The organism is Monashia sp. HAY1-2A (assembly GCF_056755315.1).
Genome location: NZ_JBNDHY010000113.1, coordinates 1 through 14052, shown reverse-complemented (window position 1 = coordinate 14052; position 14052 = coordinate 1). Strand labels below are relative to the sequence as shown.

Sequence of the window (14052 nt, the reverse complement as noted above, 5' to 3'; positions counted from 1 at the left end):
CCTGGACCGCATGGTCCACGCCGGCGAGCACGACGGGCTCTTCTACTCCCTCGGCTACTCCGGCCACGGTGTGCAGATGGCCACCTACATGGGCAAGCAGATGGCGGAGTACCTGAACGGCGTCCCGGACGCCAACCCCTGGCGCGACCTCGCCTTCAAGCGGATTCCCGGCCATGTGGGCCCGCCCTGGTTCCTGCCGTTCGCCGGCGCCTACTACAAGTTTCAGGACGTCATCAAGTAGTCCCGAGCTTCGACCGGTCTTTGTCGACCATTTTCTGGAGTAATGCGATGTTGACCTTCTTGACCCGCCGGGCGGCCACGTTGGTGGTGACGTTGGTGGTGGTTTCGGGCCTGGCGTTCCTGATCCCGTATGCCGGTGATGGGGATCCGGCCCGCAAGATCCTGCGGGCGCGGGTCAGTGACCCGGCGCTGGACCCCTCGCAGGTGGCGGCGTTGACCCACGAGCTGGGTCTGGACCGGCCGTTGTACGTGCAGTACTTCGACTGGTTGCGTCAGGTGGTGACGGGCAACTTCGGGTTCTCGTTCACCAGCCGGGAGCCGGTGCAGGAGCTGGTGGTGCCGGCGTTGGGGGTGTCGATGACGTTGGCGTTGGCGTCGTTGCTGCTGGCGTTGGTGCTGGCGTTGCCGCTGGGTACGTGGGCGGCCACGGCGCGGGGCGGGAAGGTGGACAACGTGGTGACGTTCACCTCCCAGAGCGCGGTCTCGGCCCCGGAGTACTGGGTGGGTCCGGTGCTGGTGCTGGTGTTCGCGCGCACGATGGGCTGGCTGCCCTCGGGTGGGTGGAGCGGGCTGAGCTACCTGGTGCTGCCGGCCTCGGCGCTGGCGCTGCGCCCGCTGGGCTACTTCACCCAGGTGACCCGGGCGGCGATGACCGACGTGCTGGCCGCCCCGTACATCACCGCGGCACGCTCGCGGGGGCTGAGCTTCCCGCAGACCCTGGTGCGGCACGGGCTGCGCAACAGCATGCTGCCGGTGATGACGTTGTTCTCGTTCTGGTTCGCCGGGCTGCTGGGCGGGTCGGTGGTCATCGAGGTGATCTTCAACATCCCCGGGATGGGGCGGCTGCTGTACACCGCGGTGCTGAACAACGACGTGCCCGTCATCCAGGGCGGGTTGATGTGGATCCTGGCCCTGGCCGTGATCATCAACACCGCCACCGACCTGCTCTACGGCGTCCTCAACCCCTCGATAAGGGTGACCAGCCATGCCTGAGACCGTGCCTGAGACCGTGACCCGACCCGCGACCGTGCCCGGCCCGCGGCCCAACCAGCGCCCCTCGGCGCTGTCCTCGGCCACGCCGCACCGGCCCAACGTGCTCTCGCTGATGCTGCGAGGGGCCCGCGGCCGGCACTGGACCTTCGGCATCGGGGCCGGGCTGCTGGCCCTGGTGCTGCTGGTCCTGGCGCTGACGCCGTGGATCGCGCCGCACGACCCGGCCGTGCAGGACCTGAGCCAGCGGCTGGCCGGCCCCTCGGCCCAGCACTGGCTCGGCACCGACCACCTGGGCCGGGACGTGCTGTCCCGGCTGATGTGGGGCGGGCGGTTCTCGGTGACCATCGCGGCGATCACGCTGGTGATCTGCGCGGTCACCGGCGGCATCATCGGGGCGCTGGCCGCCCGCCGCGGCGGCTGGGTCGACGAGCTGGTGATGCGCAGCGTCGACATGCTGATCTGCTTCCCGGACGTGGTCGTCGCGCTGTTCCTGATTGCTCTGTTCGGCCCCGGGTACGGCACCCTGATCGCGGCACTGACGATCACCGGCTGGACCCCGTTCGCGCGGCTGATGCGCGGGCTGGCGCTGGAGATCAACGCCAAGGACTACGTCGAGGCCGCCGAGATCCTCGGCTCGCCCAAGGCCTACATCATCTTTCGGCACGTCATCCCGAACGCGGCCCGGCCGGTGGTCGCGATGGGGTTCCTGCGCTTCGGGCACAAGCTGATCACCGTCGGGGCGCTGTCCTACCTGGGCCTGGGCGTGCAGCCCCCGGACTCCGACTGGGGCAAGATGCTGCTGGACTCCCAGCCCTACATGGAACGCGCACCCCTGCTGGGCATCCTGCCCGGCCTGGCCATCTTCATCACCGCGCTGTCCGTCACCATGATCGGCCAGGGCCTGGACACCAAGAAACGCCGCAAGCGCGGCCCGGCCACCGTGCCGGCCGACGCTCCGGCCCAAGCCACCGCCCCCGCGGCGGTGCCCGCGGGCGGGGCCCTGCAGGACGGGGAAGTGCTGTGATCCACGACGCACCGTCCGCGGCCCCCATCCCGCGCACCACCTTCGCCTCGATCGTCACCGAGCGGCTGAGGACGACCATCGTCAACGGCACCCTGGAACCGGGCTCGCAGCTGAACGAGCTGGAGCTGGCCCACAGCTTCGGCGTCAGCCGTGGACCGGTCCGCGAGGCGCTGCAGCGACTCGTCCAGGAGGGGCTGCTGCTCAGCGAACCCCATCGAGGGGTGTTCATCCCGGTGCTCACCGAGGACGACGTCTCGGACATCTACCTGGCCCGTGAGGCCCTGGAGTTCGCCGCCCTGCGGACGATCGTGGCCAAGGATGCCTCGGGCGCAGCCGCCCACGCGCTCGACCGCAACGTCACCCTGATGGAGAAGGCGGCGGCGGCGGGGGACTGGGAGGCTGTCGGTGTCTACGACCTGGACTTCCACGTGGCCCTGGTCGATGCCAGTGGCAGCCCGCGGCTGCGGCGGATGTTCAGCACGGTCATCTCCGAGACGAGGCTCTGCCTCGGCGTGCTCACCGCGGCTGACAGCCGGGCCAACCTCGTGAGCGAGCACCGGCAGATCTGCGACCTGATGACGGAAGGCAGGACCGAGCAGGCGCTGGCGGTCCTCAAGAAGCACTTCGACGACGCGGTGGCCACGCTGTCGAACCGGCGGCCTGCTGCCGCCACGACCGCCCGTGATGGGCGTTGAGGAGGGGCGATGAGCCAGGTGGTGGAGCAGGAGCGCAGTGTGGGTGTGGTGCACGAGATCGATCCCCTGCTGGAGATCCGGGGGCTGCGGGTGGACTTCCCGGACGTGCCGGGCACGCCGGCGATCGACGGGATGGACCTGAAGGTCGGCCGGGGTGAGATCGTCGCGCTGGTCGGGGAGTCCGGCTCGGGCAAGAGCCTGACCGCGTTGACGGTGATGGGGCTGCTGCCCCCGGGCGCGGAGGTGCTCGGCGGGCAGGCCCGCCTCGAGGGTGAGGACCTGCTGGCGATGCCGTCCAAGCGGCGCAACGAGGTCCGCGGGCACAAGGTCGGGATGCTGTTCCAGCAGCCGAAGGTGATGCTGGACCCGACCGCGCGGGTGTGGACCCAGGTGGCCGAGTCGCTGCGCACGCACCGCAACGTCGGCCGCCGGGAAGCCAAGGCGCGGGTGGTGGAGTTGCTGCGGGATGTCGGCATCCCGGAACCGGCCCGGCGGGCCTCGGCGTTCGCCTACCAGCTGTCCGGGGGGATGGCCCAGCGGGTCATGATCGCGGCCGCGCTCAGCGCCGACCCGCAGCTGTTGATCGCCGACGAGCCGACCACCGCGCTCGATGTCACGGTGCAGGCCCAGATCCTGGACCTGCTCAAGGCCAAGCGGGACGAGCTGGGCCTGTCGATCCTGCTGATCACCCACGACCTAGGCATCGTGTCGGCGATGGCCGACCGGGTCGCGGTGATGTACGCGGGCCGGATCGTGGAGGACGGCGCGACGCGCGACATCTTCGATGACCCGCAGCACCCGTACACCCAGGCGCTGCTGCGGGCCTCGCTGCTGGAGGCCGAGCGGGGCCAGCTGTTCTCCATCCCGGGCAGCGTCGCCGCGGCCCGGGCCCTGGAGCACGGCTGCCGGTTCCTGCCCCGGTGCGCGATGGCCGCGCAGCTGGGCATCAGCGACACCTGCCGTGGCGTGGAGCCGGAACTGCACACCTGCGGCGAGCACGAGCACCACAGTCGATGCTACGCATCCCGAGAGCACGCGGAGGCCCGATGAGCACCAGCACCCCCCTGCCGGCGCCCACCACCCGGCCCACCACCGGACCCACCACCGGACCCACCACCGGGCCAGCCACCGGGTCCGAGCCGCTGCTGGCGGTCCAGGACCTGGTCAAGCACTATCCGGCCGGGCGGGGCAAGCGGGTGCACTCCGTGGACGGGGTGTCCTTCACGGTCGGCAAGGGCGAGGTGCTCGGGCTGGTCGGGGAGTCCGGCTGCGGCAAGAGCACCCTGGCCCGGACGATCCTGCAGGCCGTGCCGGCGACCTCCGGGCACGTGGTGTTCGACGGGCGGGACATCACCGGCGCCACCGGCGCCCAGCTCAAGGCGCTGCGCCGCTCGATGCAGTTCGTCTTCCAGGACCCCTACGGCGCGTTCGACCCGAAGATGACCCTGGGCACCAGCCTGGAGGCGCCGCTGCGCCACCACGGCGTCAAGGACAAGACCCAGCGCCGCGAACGGATGCTGGCCATGCTCGAACGGGTCGGCCTCGAGGAGGCCATCTTGTCCCGGCGCCCGCAGGAGTGCTCCGGCGGGCAGCTGCAGCGCATGGTCATCGCCAGGGCGCTGCTGCTGCAGCCCACGTTCCTCATCTGCGACGAGCCGACCTCGGCGCTGGACGCCTCGATCCGGGCCCAGATCCTCAACCTGCTCGTCGAGCTGAAGGACCAGCTGGACCTGACCCTCGTGCTCATCTCCCACGACCTGCGCGTCGTGCGCTACCTGTGCGACCGGGTCGCGGTCATGTACCTGGGCCAGATCGTCGAGGTCGCCCCCCGCGACGAGCTGTTCACCCACCCCCGCCACCCCTACACCCGGGTCCTGCTCGCGGCCTCCCTGGCCGAGACCACCGACACCACCGGGACCGCCACCCGGCTCACCGGCGAACCCCCCAGCCCGATCGACCCCCCGACCGGCTGCCGCTTCCACCCCCGCTGCCCCATGGCCCAGGACATCTGCCGCACGACCGCGCCGGAGCTGTCCAGGCCGGGGGACGACCACACCGTCACCTGCCACTTCTGGGACAGCTGAACCCGCTTCCTCCCGCCCCACCAGACGAAGGGCTGCCCCCTGATGGGACACGACCACGGCAACGGCCATGACCACGACCACGCCCATGGCCACGCGGACGAGCACGGTGACGCACCCGGCCGGAGGAACGGGCACGGGCACGGGCACGGGCACAGCCACGGGCTGAGCGCCGCCGAGGCGCTGAGCGCGGGTGCCCGCTACCGGCGACCGCTCATGATCGCCTTCCTGCTCACCCTGTCCTTCGTGGCGGTCGAGATCGTCGTCGGCATCGTCTCCGGCTCGCTGGCGCTGCTGTCCGACGCCGGTGGGCTCGGGATGTCGCTGGCCGCCATCTCCCTCGCCGGCGCCGGCTCCGTGGCCGCCCACCGGACCTTCGGCTGGTACCGGCTGGAGATCCTCGCCTCGCTGGTCAACGCGCTGCTGCTGTTCGCGGTCGCGGGCTACGTCGTCTACGAGGCGATCGACCGGCTGCGGGACGGCGCCCACGAGGTGGCCTCCACACCGATGATCGTCGTGGCCCTGGTGGGGCTGCTCGTCAACCTGGTCTGCTTCCGGCTGCTCCAGGCCGGGGCCAAGGAGAGCCTCAACCTGCGCGGCGCCTATCTCGAGGTCGTCGCCGACGCCGTCGGGTCGGTGGGTGTGCTGGTCGGCGCCGCGGTCATCGCGGTGACCTCGTGGTACTGGGTCGACTCGGTGATCGCGGTCGGCATCGGCGTGTTCATCCTGCCGCGTGCGTACCGCCTCGGGGCCGAGGCGCTCCGGATCCTGGTGGAGTCCGCGCCGGCCCACATCGACGTCGACCAGGTGGCGCGCGACCTCGAGCAGCTCGACGGGGTCGTCGAGGCCCACGACCTGCACGTGTGGACGATCACCTCTGCGATGGACGCGATGAGCGTGCACCTGAAGGTCGTGCCGGGCGCGGACATGCACGCGGTGCTCGACCGGGCGCGAGACCTGATCCGCAACGACCACCAGGTCACGCACGCGACCGTTCAGGTCGAGCCCACCGACCACACCGGGTGCGAGCTCGTCCAGTGGTGAGCTGACCGATGAAGAGGATCGTCATCGTCGGCGCGTCCCTGGCCGGACACTGCGCCGCGACGGCCCTGCGCGACCTCGGGTACGACGGTCAGCTCACGGTCGTGGGGGCCGAGCGGCACCGGCCCTACGACCGCTACCCCCTGTCGAAGGCGTTCCTCACCGGAGGCCTGCACCGACCGGGCCTCGACATCGACGGCCCGCCGGCCGACACGACGTGGCGCCTCGGGGAGGCCGCGACGGAGCTGGACCTGGCCGGGCGGCACGTGGTCGTGGAGGACCGCGCGCGGATCCCCTTCGACGGCCTCGTCATCGCGTCCGGGGCCCGGCCCCGGGACGTCGACGCGGTTGCGAACGTGCGGAACGCGTTCGTGCTGCGCACGGTCGACGACGCCGGCGCCCTGCGGGCCACCCTCGAGTCCGGCCCACAGCGGGTGGTCGTGGTCGGCGGTGGCCTGATCGGCGCCGAGGTCGCAGCGGCCGCGGTCGCCGACGGTCACGACACGACGCTCGTGGACCCGTCCGACGTGCCCACCCGCCGGGCGGTGGGTCTGCCCATCGCCGAGCACCTCCTCCGGCTCCACCGCACGGCCGGGGTCCGGGTCCGTCTCGGAACTCGGACGCGCCGCCTGGAGATCCGGGCCGGGGTGGTGGCCGGTGTGGTCCTCGACGACGGCCTCCGGCTGCCTGCGGATGTCGTCGTCATGGCGACCGGCACGGCCCCGAACGTGGAGTGGCTGCGCGGCAGCGGCCTGTCGGTCTCGGCGGGCTTGGCCTGCCGCCCCACGCTGCACGCCGTCGGCGACGACCGGGTGGTCGGGGCGGGCGACGTCGTGACGGTCCCGCACGCCCTGCTCGACGGCGAGTCGCTCCGCGTCGAGCACTGGGCCAGCACCCGCGACCAGGCTGCGCTGGCGGCCGCCAACCTGCTCGCCGGTCCCGGCTCCGGGCGTCCCCTGACCCAGCTGCCGACGTTCGGCACCACGATCCACGGGGCGCGGATCCGTTCCGTCGGCTTCCCTCAGGTCGCTGACCGCAGTCGGGTGGTCTGGGGCTCGGTCGGGTCCGGGCAGGCACTGGTGGCGCTGGGCCGCGGGAGCCGACTGGTCGCCGTGGTCTCGCTCAACGCCCACGACCGTCTTCGCCGACTCACCGATCGGCTGCGGCCCGGCGCTCTGCTCGACGAGCTCGAGCACCTCGAGGACCTCGGGGACCGCGAACCGGGCGACCAGCCCCTGACGACGTCAGGTGGCTGAGCCGGCCGCCTGTCGGCGACCGGCCTCGGGGCTCCCGGAGGCCACCGGAGGGCGCGTCGGGGCCCGCTTCACGCGGCGACCGGCTGAGCGGCCTGCTCACCCGTGCGCGCCGGCTCGTCGGTGTGGCCGGTCAGCGGCTGGAAGCGGCGCAGGCGCAGGCTGTTGCTGACGACGAACACGGACGAGAACGCCATCGCGGCGCCGGCCAGCATCGGGTTGAGCAGACCGGAGGCCGCCAGGGGCAGCGCCGCCACGTTGTAGGCGAACGCCCAGAAGAGGTTGCCCTTGATGGTGGCCAGCGTGCGCCGCGAGAGGCGGATCGCGTCGGCGGCCACCCGCAGGTCGCCACGGACCAGCGTGAGGTCGCTCGCCTCGATCGCGACGTCGGTGCCGGTGCCCATGGACAGCCCGAGGTCGGCCTGGGCCAGTGCCGCGGCGTCGTTGACGCCGTCGCCGACCATCGCCACGACCCGGCCCTCGGACTGGAGGCGCTTGACCACGTCCACCTTGTCGGCGGGCAGCACGTTGGCGATCACCGTGTCGTCCGAGACGTCGATGCCGACCGCGCGGGCCACGGTCAGTGCCGTGGCCTCGTTGTCGCCGGTCAGCAGGACGGGCGTCAGCCCGAGCCGGCGGAGCTGGGCGATCGCCTCCGCTGACGTCGGCTTGATCGCATCGGCCACCACGAGCACCCCCCGGGCCTGCCCGTCCCAGCCGACGGCGATGGCGGTCGCCCCGCTCGCCTGGGCCTGGGCGAAGGCCCGCTCCAGCTCGACGGGCAGCGTCTGGTTCCAGTCCTCGAGCAGCCGAGGCCGGCCCACGAGGACGGCATGGCTGCGGTCGCCGTCGTGCACGACGCCCTGGACGCCGAGGCCCTCGACGTTGGCGAAGTCCTCGACGCGGGACAGCGACCCGCCCTTGGCCCGCGCCGCGTTGGCGACGGCCCTGGCGATGGGGTGCTCGGAGGCGTCCTCGAGCGCACCGGCCAGCCGGAGCACCTCGTCGACGTCCTGACCGTCGGCGGCGACCACGTCGACGAGGGTCATCTGGCCGGAGGTCACGGTACCGGTCTTGTCGAGGACGATGGTGTCGATCTTGCGCGTCGACTCGAGCACCTCGGGGCCCTTGATGAGGATGCCGAGCTGGGCCCCTCGCCCGGTGCCGACCATGAGGGCCGTCGGCGTCGCCAGACCGAGCGCGCAGGGGCAGGCGATGATGAGGACCGCGACCGCGGCGGTGACCGAGGACGCCAGGCCACCACCGGTCCCGACCCAGAACCCGAGCGTGGCCGCGGCGAGCATGATGACGACCGGGACGAAGATGCCGGACACCCGGTCGGCCAGCCGCTGGACCTCGGCCTTGCCGTTCTGGGCGTCCTCGACCAGCCGCGCCATCTGCGCGAACTGGGTGTCGGACCCGACCCGGGTGGCCCGGACCACGAGGCGACCGCCGGCGTTGACCGTGGCACCGACGACGGCGGCGCCGGGCCCGACCTCCACGGGCACCGACTCGCCGGTCAGCATCGAGGCGTCCACCGCCGAGCTGCCCTCCTCGACGACGCCGTCGGTGGCGATCTTCTCACCGGGCCGGACCACGAAGCGCATGCCCACGGCCAGCTGCTCGACGGGGACCCGGCTCTCGACGGGTCCGCCCGGGCCGTCACGCAGGACCGCGACGTCCTTGGCGCCCAGCTCGAGCAGGGCCCGGAGCGCGGCGCCGGCGCGGCGCTTGGAGCGCGCCTCGAAGTACCGGCCGGTCAGGATGAACGTGGTGACCCCGGCCGCGGCCTCGAGGTAGATGTTGCCCGAACCGTCGGTCCGGGCCACCGTCAGCTCGAACGCGTGCCGCATTCCCGGCGTGCCGGCGGTGCCCCAGAACAGGGCGTAGAGCGACCACCCGAGCGCGGCCAGCGTGCCGAGCGACACCAGGGTGTCCATCGTCGACGTCCCGTGGCGCAGGTTGAGCCACGCCGCCCGGTGGAACGGCCAGGCCCCCCACACGACGACGGGCGCCGCGAGGGTGAGGGAGAGCCACTGCCAGTTGGTGAACTGCCAGGCCGGCACCATCGCGAGCGCGATGACGGGGACGGTCAGCACTGCCGAACCGATGAGGCGCTGGCGCAGCGACCGGGTGGGGTCGTCGGCAGCGTGGTCAGCGGGCTCGGCGTCCGACTGCGCCGGTCGGGGGAGGGCAGCGCCGTACCCGGCCTGCTCCACCGTCCGGATGAGCTCCTCGGGGTCCAGCCCCTCGGGGAAGAAGACCTTGGCCTGCTCGGTGGCGTAGTTGACCGTGGCGCTGACGCCGTCCATCTTGTTCAGCTTGCGCTCGATGCGGTTGGCGCACGAGGCGCACGTCATCCCACTGATCTGGAGCTCGACCTGGCTGGTCGAGACCGGCAGGCCCGACGGACGGGTGGTGGAGCTCATGTCGTTCTCCTCTGTCTCTGGGATCAGTGTGCGCCGGTGTGCCCGGCACCGGACTCGGCGTCGTGCGACTCCTCGGAGGAGCCCGTCGACGAGCCCGGCGCGGAGCCGGTGACGGTGACGGTGAACGCGGCGGTCCGCACCACGCCCCCGTGCTTGAAGTCGAGGTACAGGTGGTATCGGCCGGGGCTCGGGACCTCGGCGAAGAAGACCACACCGGGACCGGGCCGGGTCACGCCGTCGCCGGGAGCTCCTTCGGGGTGCACGTGCAGGTAGGCGAGGTCCCCGGACCGGAGGGTCACCAGGTGTCCGTAAGCGCCGAGGTAGGGCTCGAGGTCGGTGACCGGCTTACCGTTGCGCGTCACCGTCAGCGTCAGCTTGGCCGACGCCCCTGCGGCGAGGTCGCCGTCCAGCGTGACGGTGTACCCGTCGACGGTGGCGGTACGGGAGTCGGGGGCGGGGGCGGCCGGCTGGTAGGCGCCAGCTACGGCCAGGTCGTTGCCGAGGGTGAGTCCCGCCTTGGCGCCGGTGGCCTTGAAGTCCGCGAAGAGCCGCCACTGTCCGGCCGTGAGGTCGAGCGCGGTCGTCCACGTGCCGTCCGCGGCCATCACCGGGTGGACGTGCTGGAACCCGGTGAAGTCGCGACGTACGGCGATGAGGTGAAGCTGCTTCTCGTGCTCGACGTCGTACTGGGTCACCGGCCGCCCGTTCGGCCCGAGGATCGTGAACGACACCGGGACGGCGGAACCCGCCGACGCCGACATGCGGGCCAGGCGGAAGGTGTAGCCGTCCTGCGACACCATCAGCCCCTTCGGGATCGCGGCGGCGTCGGCGTCAGCACCTTCCATGCCGGCCATTACGGCGTGGTCGCCGGCCGCGGGCGGCGGACCGACGGGTCCGACCAGCTTTCCGGCACCGACCGCTCCTCCGAAGACGGCAAGCAGCGCGACGAGGAAGCCCACCAGCTTCGTGGTGACGCTCATGCGAGCGCGTATCCGGCCTCTTCGACGGCCTCCTTGACCGCGGCGTCGCCCACCGGCTCTGCGCTGGTGACGGTGAGGGCCCCGGTCTCGAGGACGACGTCGACGTGCTCGACGCCCGGGATCGCCTCGACCTCCTCGGTGACGGAGGCGACGCAGTGGCCGCAGGTCATGCCGGTCACGGTGTAGGTCTGGATGGTGCTCATGGCGGATGTCCTCTCGATGTGGTGTCGGCGGTCAGGAACGGACGAGGCGGGCGATCGCCGCCGAGGCTTCCCTGAGCTTCGCGTCGGCCTCGGGGCGGCCGGCGGCGGCTGCGTCCACGACGCAGTGGTTGAGGTGGTCGTCGAGCAGTCCGAGCGCCACCGACTGGAGCGCGGAGGTCATCGCCGAGACCTGGGTGAGGATGTCGATGCAGTACGTGTCCTCGGTCACGAGGCGCTGCAGCCCTCGGGCCTGTCCCTCGATGCGGCGGAGGCGTCGCAGGACGTCGTCCTTCCCGCTGATGTACCCCGGGTGCTGGGTCGACATGACCACCTCCAGTGCTCGTCCGACGGGCCGCCGTCCTGAAAATACGATACCCCCCTAGCGTATCGGCGTCAATGGTGCGTGCTGTGGCGCCACCAGGACGCATACTGGTACCGGGTATGCCGAAAGGACCCCGGGCCACCCCCGGGGAGGAGCAGCGGAGACGAATCGCAGATGACCGAGACGACGCACCAGCACCATGGCTACATCCACCGCAAGGACGAGTACCTGCAGCGGCTCAGGCGCATCGAGGGCCAGGCCCGGGGCCTGCAGCGAATGGTCGAGGACGAGAAGTACTGCATCGACATCCTCACCCAGATCTCCGCGATCACCAAGGCCCTGCAGTCGGTCGGGCTCGGCCTGCTGGAGGAGCACCTCGGCCACTGCGTCGTGGACGCCGCCGCTGCGGGCGGCAAGGACGCCGAGGTGAAGCTGAAGGAGGCGAACGAGGCGATCGCGCGGCTGGTCCGCTCCTGACCGTCGTCAGGCCACGCCCGCCTCTGCGCCGTCGTCGCCCTCCTCGCGGCCCGCGTCGCAGGCCGTGGGCTGGTCCTGGCTCACGAACCCCTCGCGGACGTGGCTGGAGTCGCAGAACGGCTGGTTCCTCGACCTGCCGCACCGGCACAGCAGCACGATGCGCTGGCCCTCGAGGTCGTACTCCTCGCCGTTCGGGTCCAGGAGCCGGAAGGTGCCCTTCAGCTGCAGCGGGCCGTTGCGGACCGCCTTGACGGTCGTCGGACGGGGGGACGGGGTGGGCTCGGTCATCGGGTACTCCTAGCGGGTTGGTTGCGGCAACGTCGAGACGGACTGGAGCTCGGCTCGGTAGCGGAACAGGGCCGGGGTGTCGTTGACCGCCACGACGCCGACGAGGCGGCCCCGCAGGGTCCGGGTCATGACGAACCGGTGGTCGTCCATGGCGCCGTCGACCACGGTGCTGGTGTCGCCTGCTCCGGGCAGGCCGATGCCGCGGATCCGCGCGCCGTGCTGGTCGGTCCAGAACGACGGCAGCGCCGGGACTGTCTGCGGCTGCCCGCCGATGAGGGTCGCCGCGGCGATGCGGGAGTGGTCGACGGCCGTGGCCCAGTGCTCCACGCGGCGGGCGGTGCCGTCGAGCAGAGGCTGGGGCACCCGGGCCACGTCACCCACGGCCACGACACCGGGCACCGGCGCGCCGGAGGGGTCCACTGCGGTGAGCGACAGGTCGGTGGTGACGCCACCGTCCACGGCGAGGCCGCTGTCCTTCAGCCATTCGACGTTGGGGGTGGCGCCGAGGGCGCCGACCACGATGTCGCTCTCCACGCGAGAACGGCTCCCGTCGCGGTGGTCTGCGAGCACCGCGACGAGGGGTCCGGCCCCGTCCCCCGACGGAGTGAGCGACTCGACGGTCGTGCACGTACGCAGGTCGACCCCGCGGCTGCGATGCGCCCCGGCGGCGTACGCCGAGAGCTCCGGTCCGAGCGCGCCCAGCATCGGTCCCGCCGTGGCCTCGACCAGCAGCACCTGGTGCCCCAGGGAGGCGGCCGTGGACGCGGCCTCGGAACCGAGGAAGCCTGCACCCACGACGAGCACCCGCCGGCCGGGCTCGGCGAGGGCCCGGTGCAGGGCCGAGGCGTCGTCCACGGTGCGGACGTGGTGGACGCCCGCGACGCCGACCGTGCCGGGCAGCCGTCGGGCTCGGGCGCCCGTCGCGATGACCAGCCCGTCGAACCGCACGGCGACTCCGGTCTCGAGCCGTACCTCCCGGGCCGAGAGGTCGAGCGAGGTGGCCGAGATGCCGAGAGCCCAGGTGGCCGCGAGGTCGTCGGCCCGCGCAAGCTCCAGCGCGGTCAGCTCCGGGCCCCCGACCAGCGCGGCCTTGGTGAGCGGGGGGCGGTTGTACGGCGGATGCCTCTCGGCGCCCACGATCGTCAGCCGGCCGTCGAACCCCGCCCGACGCAGGGCCTCGGCCGTGCGCAGGCCGGCCAGGGAGGCCCCCACGACGAGCACGTGCCGTGGCCGGTCCCGCGGCTCGGCGCGGCTAGCGGGTGGCATCGCGAGTGGGAGCCCTGGTGAGCGTGATGGCCAGGGCCGGGCAGGCCCCCACGCTCTGCTCGACCCCCGCGAGGTGCCGGGGGTCCGGACGCTCGACGACCTGCAGGGTGCCCCGGTCGTCGAAGGAGAAGACCTCCGGTGCGGCGAGCATGCACAACCCGTGGCCTTCGCAGCGGTCGACGTCGACGGTCACCAGCACGGGGTCCTCCTGAGGCGTCATGGTCCAAGCCGAGGTAAAAGTACTATACGGGGGGAGGGTACCCAGTCAAGGTCCGGAGACCCTTGACTTCATACGGTAGGGGGGTAACCTATCGGCCAGGTACTGGGCCGGTTCCGCACGAACCGGGGGTCGCGTCCGCGGCGCGGCGGCATCACGCCGGTCGCGAGATCCCACCCAGGCCACCCATGCGCCGCAGCGCCGGCCAGACACGAGGAGAACACCGGGATGTGCAACACCACTGCCACGTACACCGTCGAGGGCATGACCTGCAACAGCTGCGTCACCAAGGTGACGAACGCCGTGAGCGGCATCGAGGGGGTCAGCGACGTCGACGTCGACGTCTCGAACGGGACGCTCGAGATCAGCGGCCACATCGACGACGCCGCCATCCGTGCGGCGGTGGCCCAGGCCGGTTACAAGATCGCCAACTGACGGGGTGCCGCGGTGCGGGGTCCTGACGCACGCACGCGTCAGGACCTGTCTCCTATACACATCTCCGAGCCCACGAGACGCGTAGTAATTTGGGGGGGGGGGGTTTTT

16 protein-coding genes and 1 pseudogene are annotated in these 14052 nt (G+C 71.9%); 10 read left to right on the top strand and 7 right to left on the bottom strand.

Going from position 1 to position 14052, the window contains the following annotated elements; genetic code table 11:
- The 8 genes and pseudogenes from ACPYOM_RS15825 to ACPYOM_RS15790 all read left to right on the top strand — a co-directional run.
- Window positions 1-241: pseudogene (locus ACPYOM_RS15825) on the top strand (FAD-dependent oxidoreductase); the annotation flags it as partial.
- Window positions 242-288: 47 nt separating this feature from the next.
- Window positions 289-1233 carry an ABC transporter permease gene (locus ACPYOM_RS15820; RefSeq protein ID WP_481340941.1) on the top strand — a complete coding sequence of 315 codons (945 nt, stop codon included), beginning with the start codon at window positions 289-291 and terminating at the stop codon, window positions 1231-1233.
- A complete protein-coding gene (locus tag ACPYOM_RS15815) occupies window positions 1226-2257 on the top strand; it encodes an ABC transporter permease (protein WP_481346693.1) in 1032 nt (343 codons plus the stop codon). Before ACPYOM_RS15820 ends, ACPYOM_RS15815 begins: the two co-directional genes overlap by 8 nt.
- Window positions 2254-2952, top strand: a complete 699-nt coding sequence (locus ACPYOM_RS15810) for a GntR family transcriptional regulator (protein WP_481346692.1) — start codon at window positions 2254-2256, stop codon at window positions 2950-2952. Before ACPYOM_RS15815 ends, ACPYOM_RS15810 begins: the two co-directional genes overlap by 4 nt.
- A 9-nt stretch (window positions 2953-2961) precedes the next feature.
- Entirely contained in the window at window positions 2962-4002 is a 1041-nt protein-coding gene (locus ACPYOM_RS15805; protein WP_481343911.1) for an ABC transporter ATP-binding protein, read from the top strand.
- Window positions 3999-5036, top strand: a complete 1038-nt coding sequence (locus ACPYOM_RS15800; protein ID WP_481346691.1) for an ABC transporter ATP-binding protein — start codon at window positions 3999-4001, stop codon at window positions 5034-5036. Before ACPYOM_RS15805 ends, ACPYOM_RS15800 begins: the two co-directional genes overlap by 4 nt.
- 42 nt (window positions 5037-5078) lie before the next feature.
- Entirely contained in the window at window positions 5079-6077 is a 999-nt protein-coding gene (locus tag ACPYOM_RS15795) for a cation diffusion facilitator family transporter (protein WP_481346690.1), read from the top strand.
- 8 nt (window positions 6078-6085) lie between these two features.
- Complete coding sequence (locus ACPYOM_RS15790; RefSeq protein WP_481346689.1) at window positions 6086-7330, top strand: NAD(P)/FAD-dependent oxidoreductase; 1245 nt, start codon at window positions 6086-6088, stop codon at window positions 7328-7330.
- Window positions 7331-7398: 68 nt separating this feature from the next.
- Here ACPYOM_RS15790 and ACPYOM_RS15785 read toward each other — a convergent pair whose 3' ends face one another.
- The 4 genes from ACPYOM_RS15785 to ACPYOM_RS15770 are packed head-to-tail and all read right to left on the bottom strand — an operon-like array spanning window position 7399 to window position 11264.
- Window positions 7399-9756, bottom strand: a complete 2358-nt coding sequence (locus tag ACPYOM_RS15785; RefSeq protein WP_481346688.1) for a heavy metal translocating P-type ATPase — start codon at window positions 9754-9756, stop codon at window positions 7399-7401.
- A gap of 23 nt (window positions 9757-9779) precedes the next feature.
- Window positions 9780-10736, bottom strand: a complete 957-nt coding sequence (locus ACPYOM_RS15780; protein ID WP_481346687.1) for a hypothetical protein — start codon at window positions 10734-10736, stop codon at window positions 9780-9782.
- A complete protein-coding gene (locus ACPYOM_RS15775) occupies window positions 10733-10939 on the bottom strand; it encodes a heavy-metal-associated domain-containing protein (RefSeq protein WP_481343636.1) in 207 nt (68 codons plus the stop codon). The genes ACPYOM_RS15780 and ACPYOM_RS15775 overlap by 4 nt, the downstream gene beginning before the upstream one ends.
- Window positions 10940-10970: 31 nt before the next feature.
- Window positions 10971-11264 carry a metal-sensitive transcriptional regulator gene (locus ACPYOM_RS15770; protein ID WP_481343635.1) on the bottom strand — a complete coding sequence of 98 codons (294 nt, stop codon included), beginning with the start codon at window positions 11262-11264 and terminating at the stop codon, window positions 10971-10973.
- A 171-nt stretch (window positions 11265-11435) separates the two neighbouring features.
- Between ACPYOM_RS15770 and ACPYOM_RS15765 the strand changes: the two genes are divergently transcribed.
- Window positions 11436-11738, top strand: a complete 303-nt coding sequence (locus tag ACPYOM_RS15765) for a metal-sensitive transcriptional regulator (protein WP_481343634.1) — start codon at window positions 11436-11438, stop codon at window positions 11736-11738.
- Between the two features lie 6 nt (window positions 11739-11744).
- Here the strand turns inward: ACPYOM_RS15765 and ACPYOM_RS15760 are convergent, their stop codons facing one another.
- From ACPYOM_RS15760 to ACPYOM_RS15750, 3 genes are read right to left on the bottom strand one after another with little or no spacing between them, the layout of a single operon-like run.
- Window positions 11745-12026 (bottom strand): CDGSH iron-sulfur domain-containing protein, encoded by a 282-nt coding sequence (locus ACPYOM_RS15760; RefSeq protein ID WP_481343633.1) that lies wholly within the window; start codon window positions 12024-12026, stop codon window positions 11745-11747.
- Window positions 12027-12035: 9 nt separating this feature from the next.
- Window positions 12036-13292, bottom strand: coding sequence for an NAD(P)/FAD-dependent oxidoreductase (locus ACPYOM_RS15755; protein WP_481346686.1), 1257 nt, complete (start codon window positions 13290-13292; stop codon window positions 12036-12038).
- The gene (locus tag ACPYOM_RS15750; RefSeq protein WP_481346685.1) at window positions 13279-13512 is read right to left on the bottom strand and encodes a ferredoxin; all 234 of its coding nucleotides are present in this window, start codon (window positions 13510-13512) and stop codon (window positions 13279-13281) included. The genes ACPYOM_RS15755 and ACPYOM_RS15750 overlap by 14 nt, the downstream gene beginning before the upstream one ends.
- A gap of 225 nt (window positions 13513-13737) precedes the next feature.
- Between ACPYOM_RS15750 and ACPYOM_RS15745 the strand changes: the two genes are divergently transcribed.
- A complete protein-coding gene (locus ACPYOM_RS15745) occupies window positions 13738-13944 on the top strand; it encodes a heavy-metal-associated domain-containing protein (RefSeq protein ID WP_481343630.1) in 207 nt (68 codons plus the stop codon).
- Window positions 13945-14052 lie beyond the last annotated feature (108 nt).

Coding starts and splice junctions, on each gene's coding strand:
- ACPYOM_RS15815 (WP_481346693.1), top strand. CDS start 1,226: ATGCCTGAGACCGTGCCTGAGACCGTGACCCGACCCGCGACCGTGCCC.
- ACPYOM_RS15790 (WP_481346689.1), top strand. CDS start 6,086: ATGAAGAGGATCGTCATCGTCGGCGCGTCCCTGGCCGGACACTGCGCC.
- ACPYOM_RS15745 (WP_481343630.1), top strand. CDS start 13,738: ATGTGCAACACCACTGCCACGTACACCGTCGAGGGCATGACCTGCAAC.
- ACPYOM_RS15775 (WP_481343636.1), bottom strand. CDS start 10,939: ATGAGCACCATCCAGACCTACACCGTGACCGGCATGACCTGCGGCCAC.
- ACPYOM_RS15770 (WP_481343635.1), bottom strand. CDS start 11,264: ATGTCGACCCAGCACCCGGGGTACATCAGCGGGAAGGACGACGTCCTG.
- ACPYOM_RS15760 (WP_481343633.1), bottom strand. CDS start 12,026: ATGACCGAGCCCACCCCGTCCCCCCGTCCGACGACCGTCAAGGCGGTC.
- ACPYOM_RS15795 (WP_481346690.1), top strand. CDS start 5,079: ATGGGACACGACCACGGCAACGGCCATGACCACGACCACGCCCATGGC.
- ACPYOM_RS15750 (WP_481346685.1), bottom strand. CDS start 13,512: ATGACGCCTCAGGAGGACCCCGTGCTGGTGACCGTCGACGTCGACCGC.
- ACPYOM_RS15765 (WP_481343634.1), top strand. CDS start 11,436: ATGACCGAGACGACGCACCAGCACCATGGCTACATCCACCGCAAGGAC.
- ACPYOM_RS15755 (WP_481346686.1), bottom strand. CDS start 13,292: ATGCCACCCGCTAGCCGCGCCGAGCCGCGGGACCGGCCACGGCACGTG.
- ACPYOM_RS15805 (WP_481343911.1), top strand. CDS start 2,962: ATGAGCCAGGTGGTGGAGCAGGAGCGCAGTGTGGGTGTGGTGCACGAG.
- ACPYOM_RS15800 (WP_481346691.1), top strand. CDS start 3,999: ATGAGCACCAGCACCCCCCTGCCGGCGCCCACCACCCGGCCCACCACC.
- ACPYOM_RS15820 (WP_481340941.1), top strand. CDS start 289: ATGTTGACCTTCTTGACCCGCCGGGCGGCCACGTTGGTGGTGACGTTG.
- ACPYOM_RS15780 (WP_481346687.1), bottom strand. CDS start 10,736: ATGAGCGTCACCACGAAGCTGGTGGGCTTCCTCGTCGCGCTGCTTGCC.
- ACPYOM_RS15785 (WP_481346688.1), bottom strand. CDS start 9,756: ATGAGCTCCACCACCCGTCCGTCGGGCCTGCCGGTCTCGACCAGCCAG.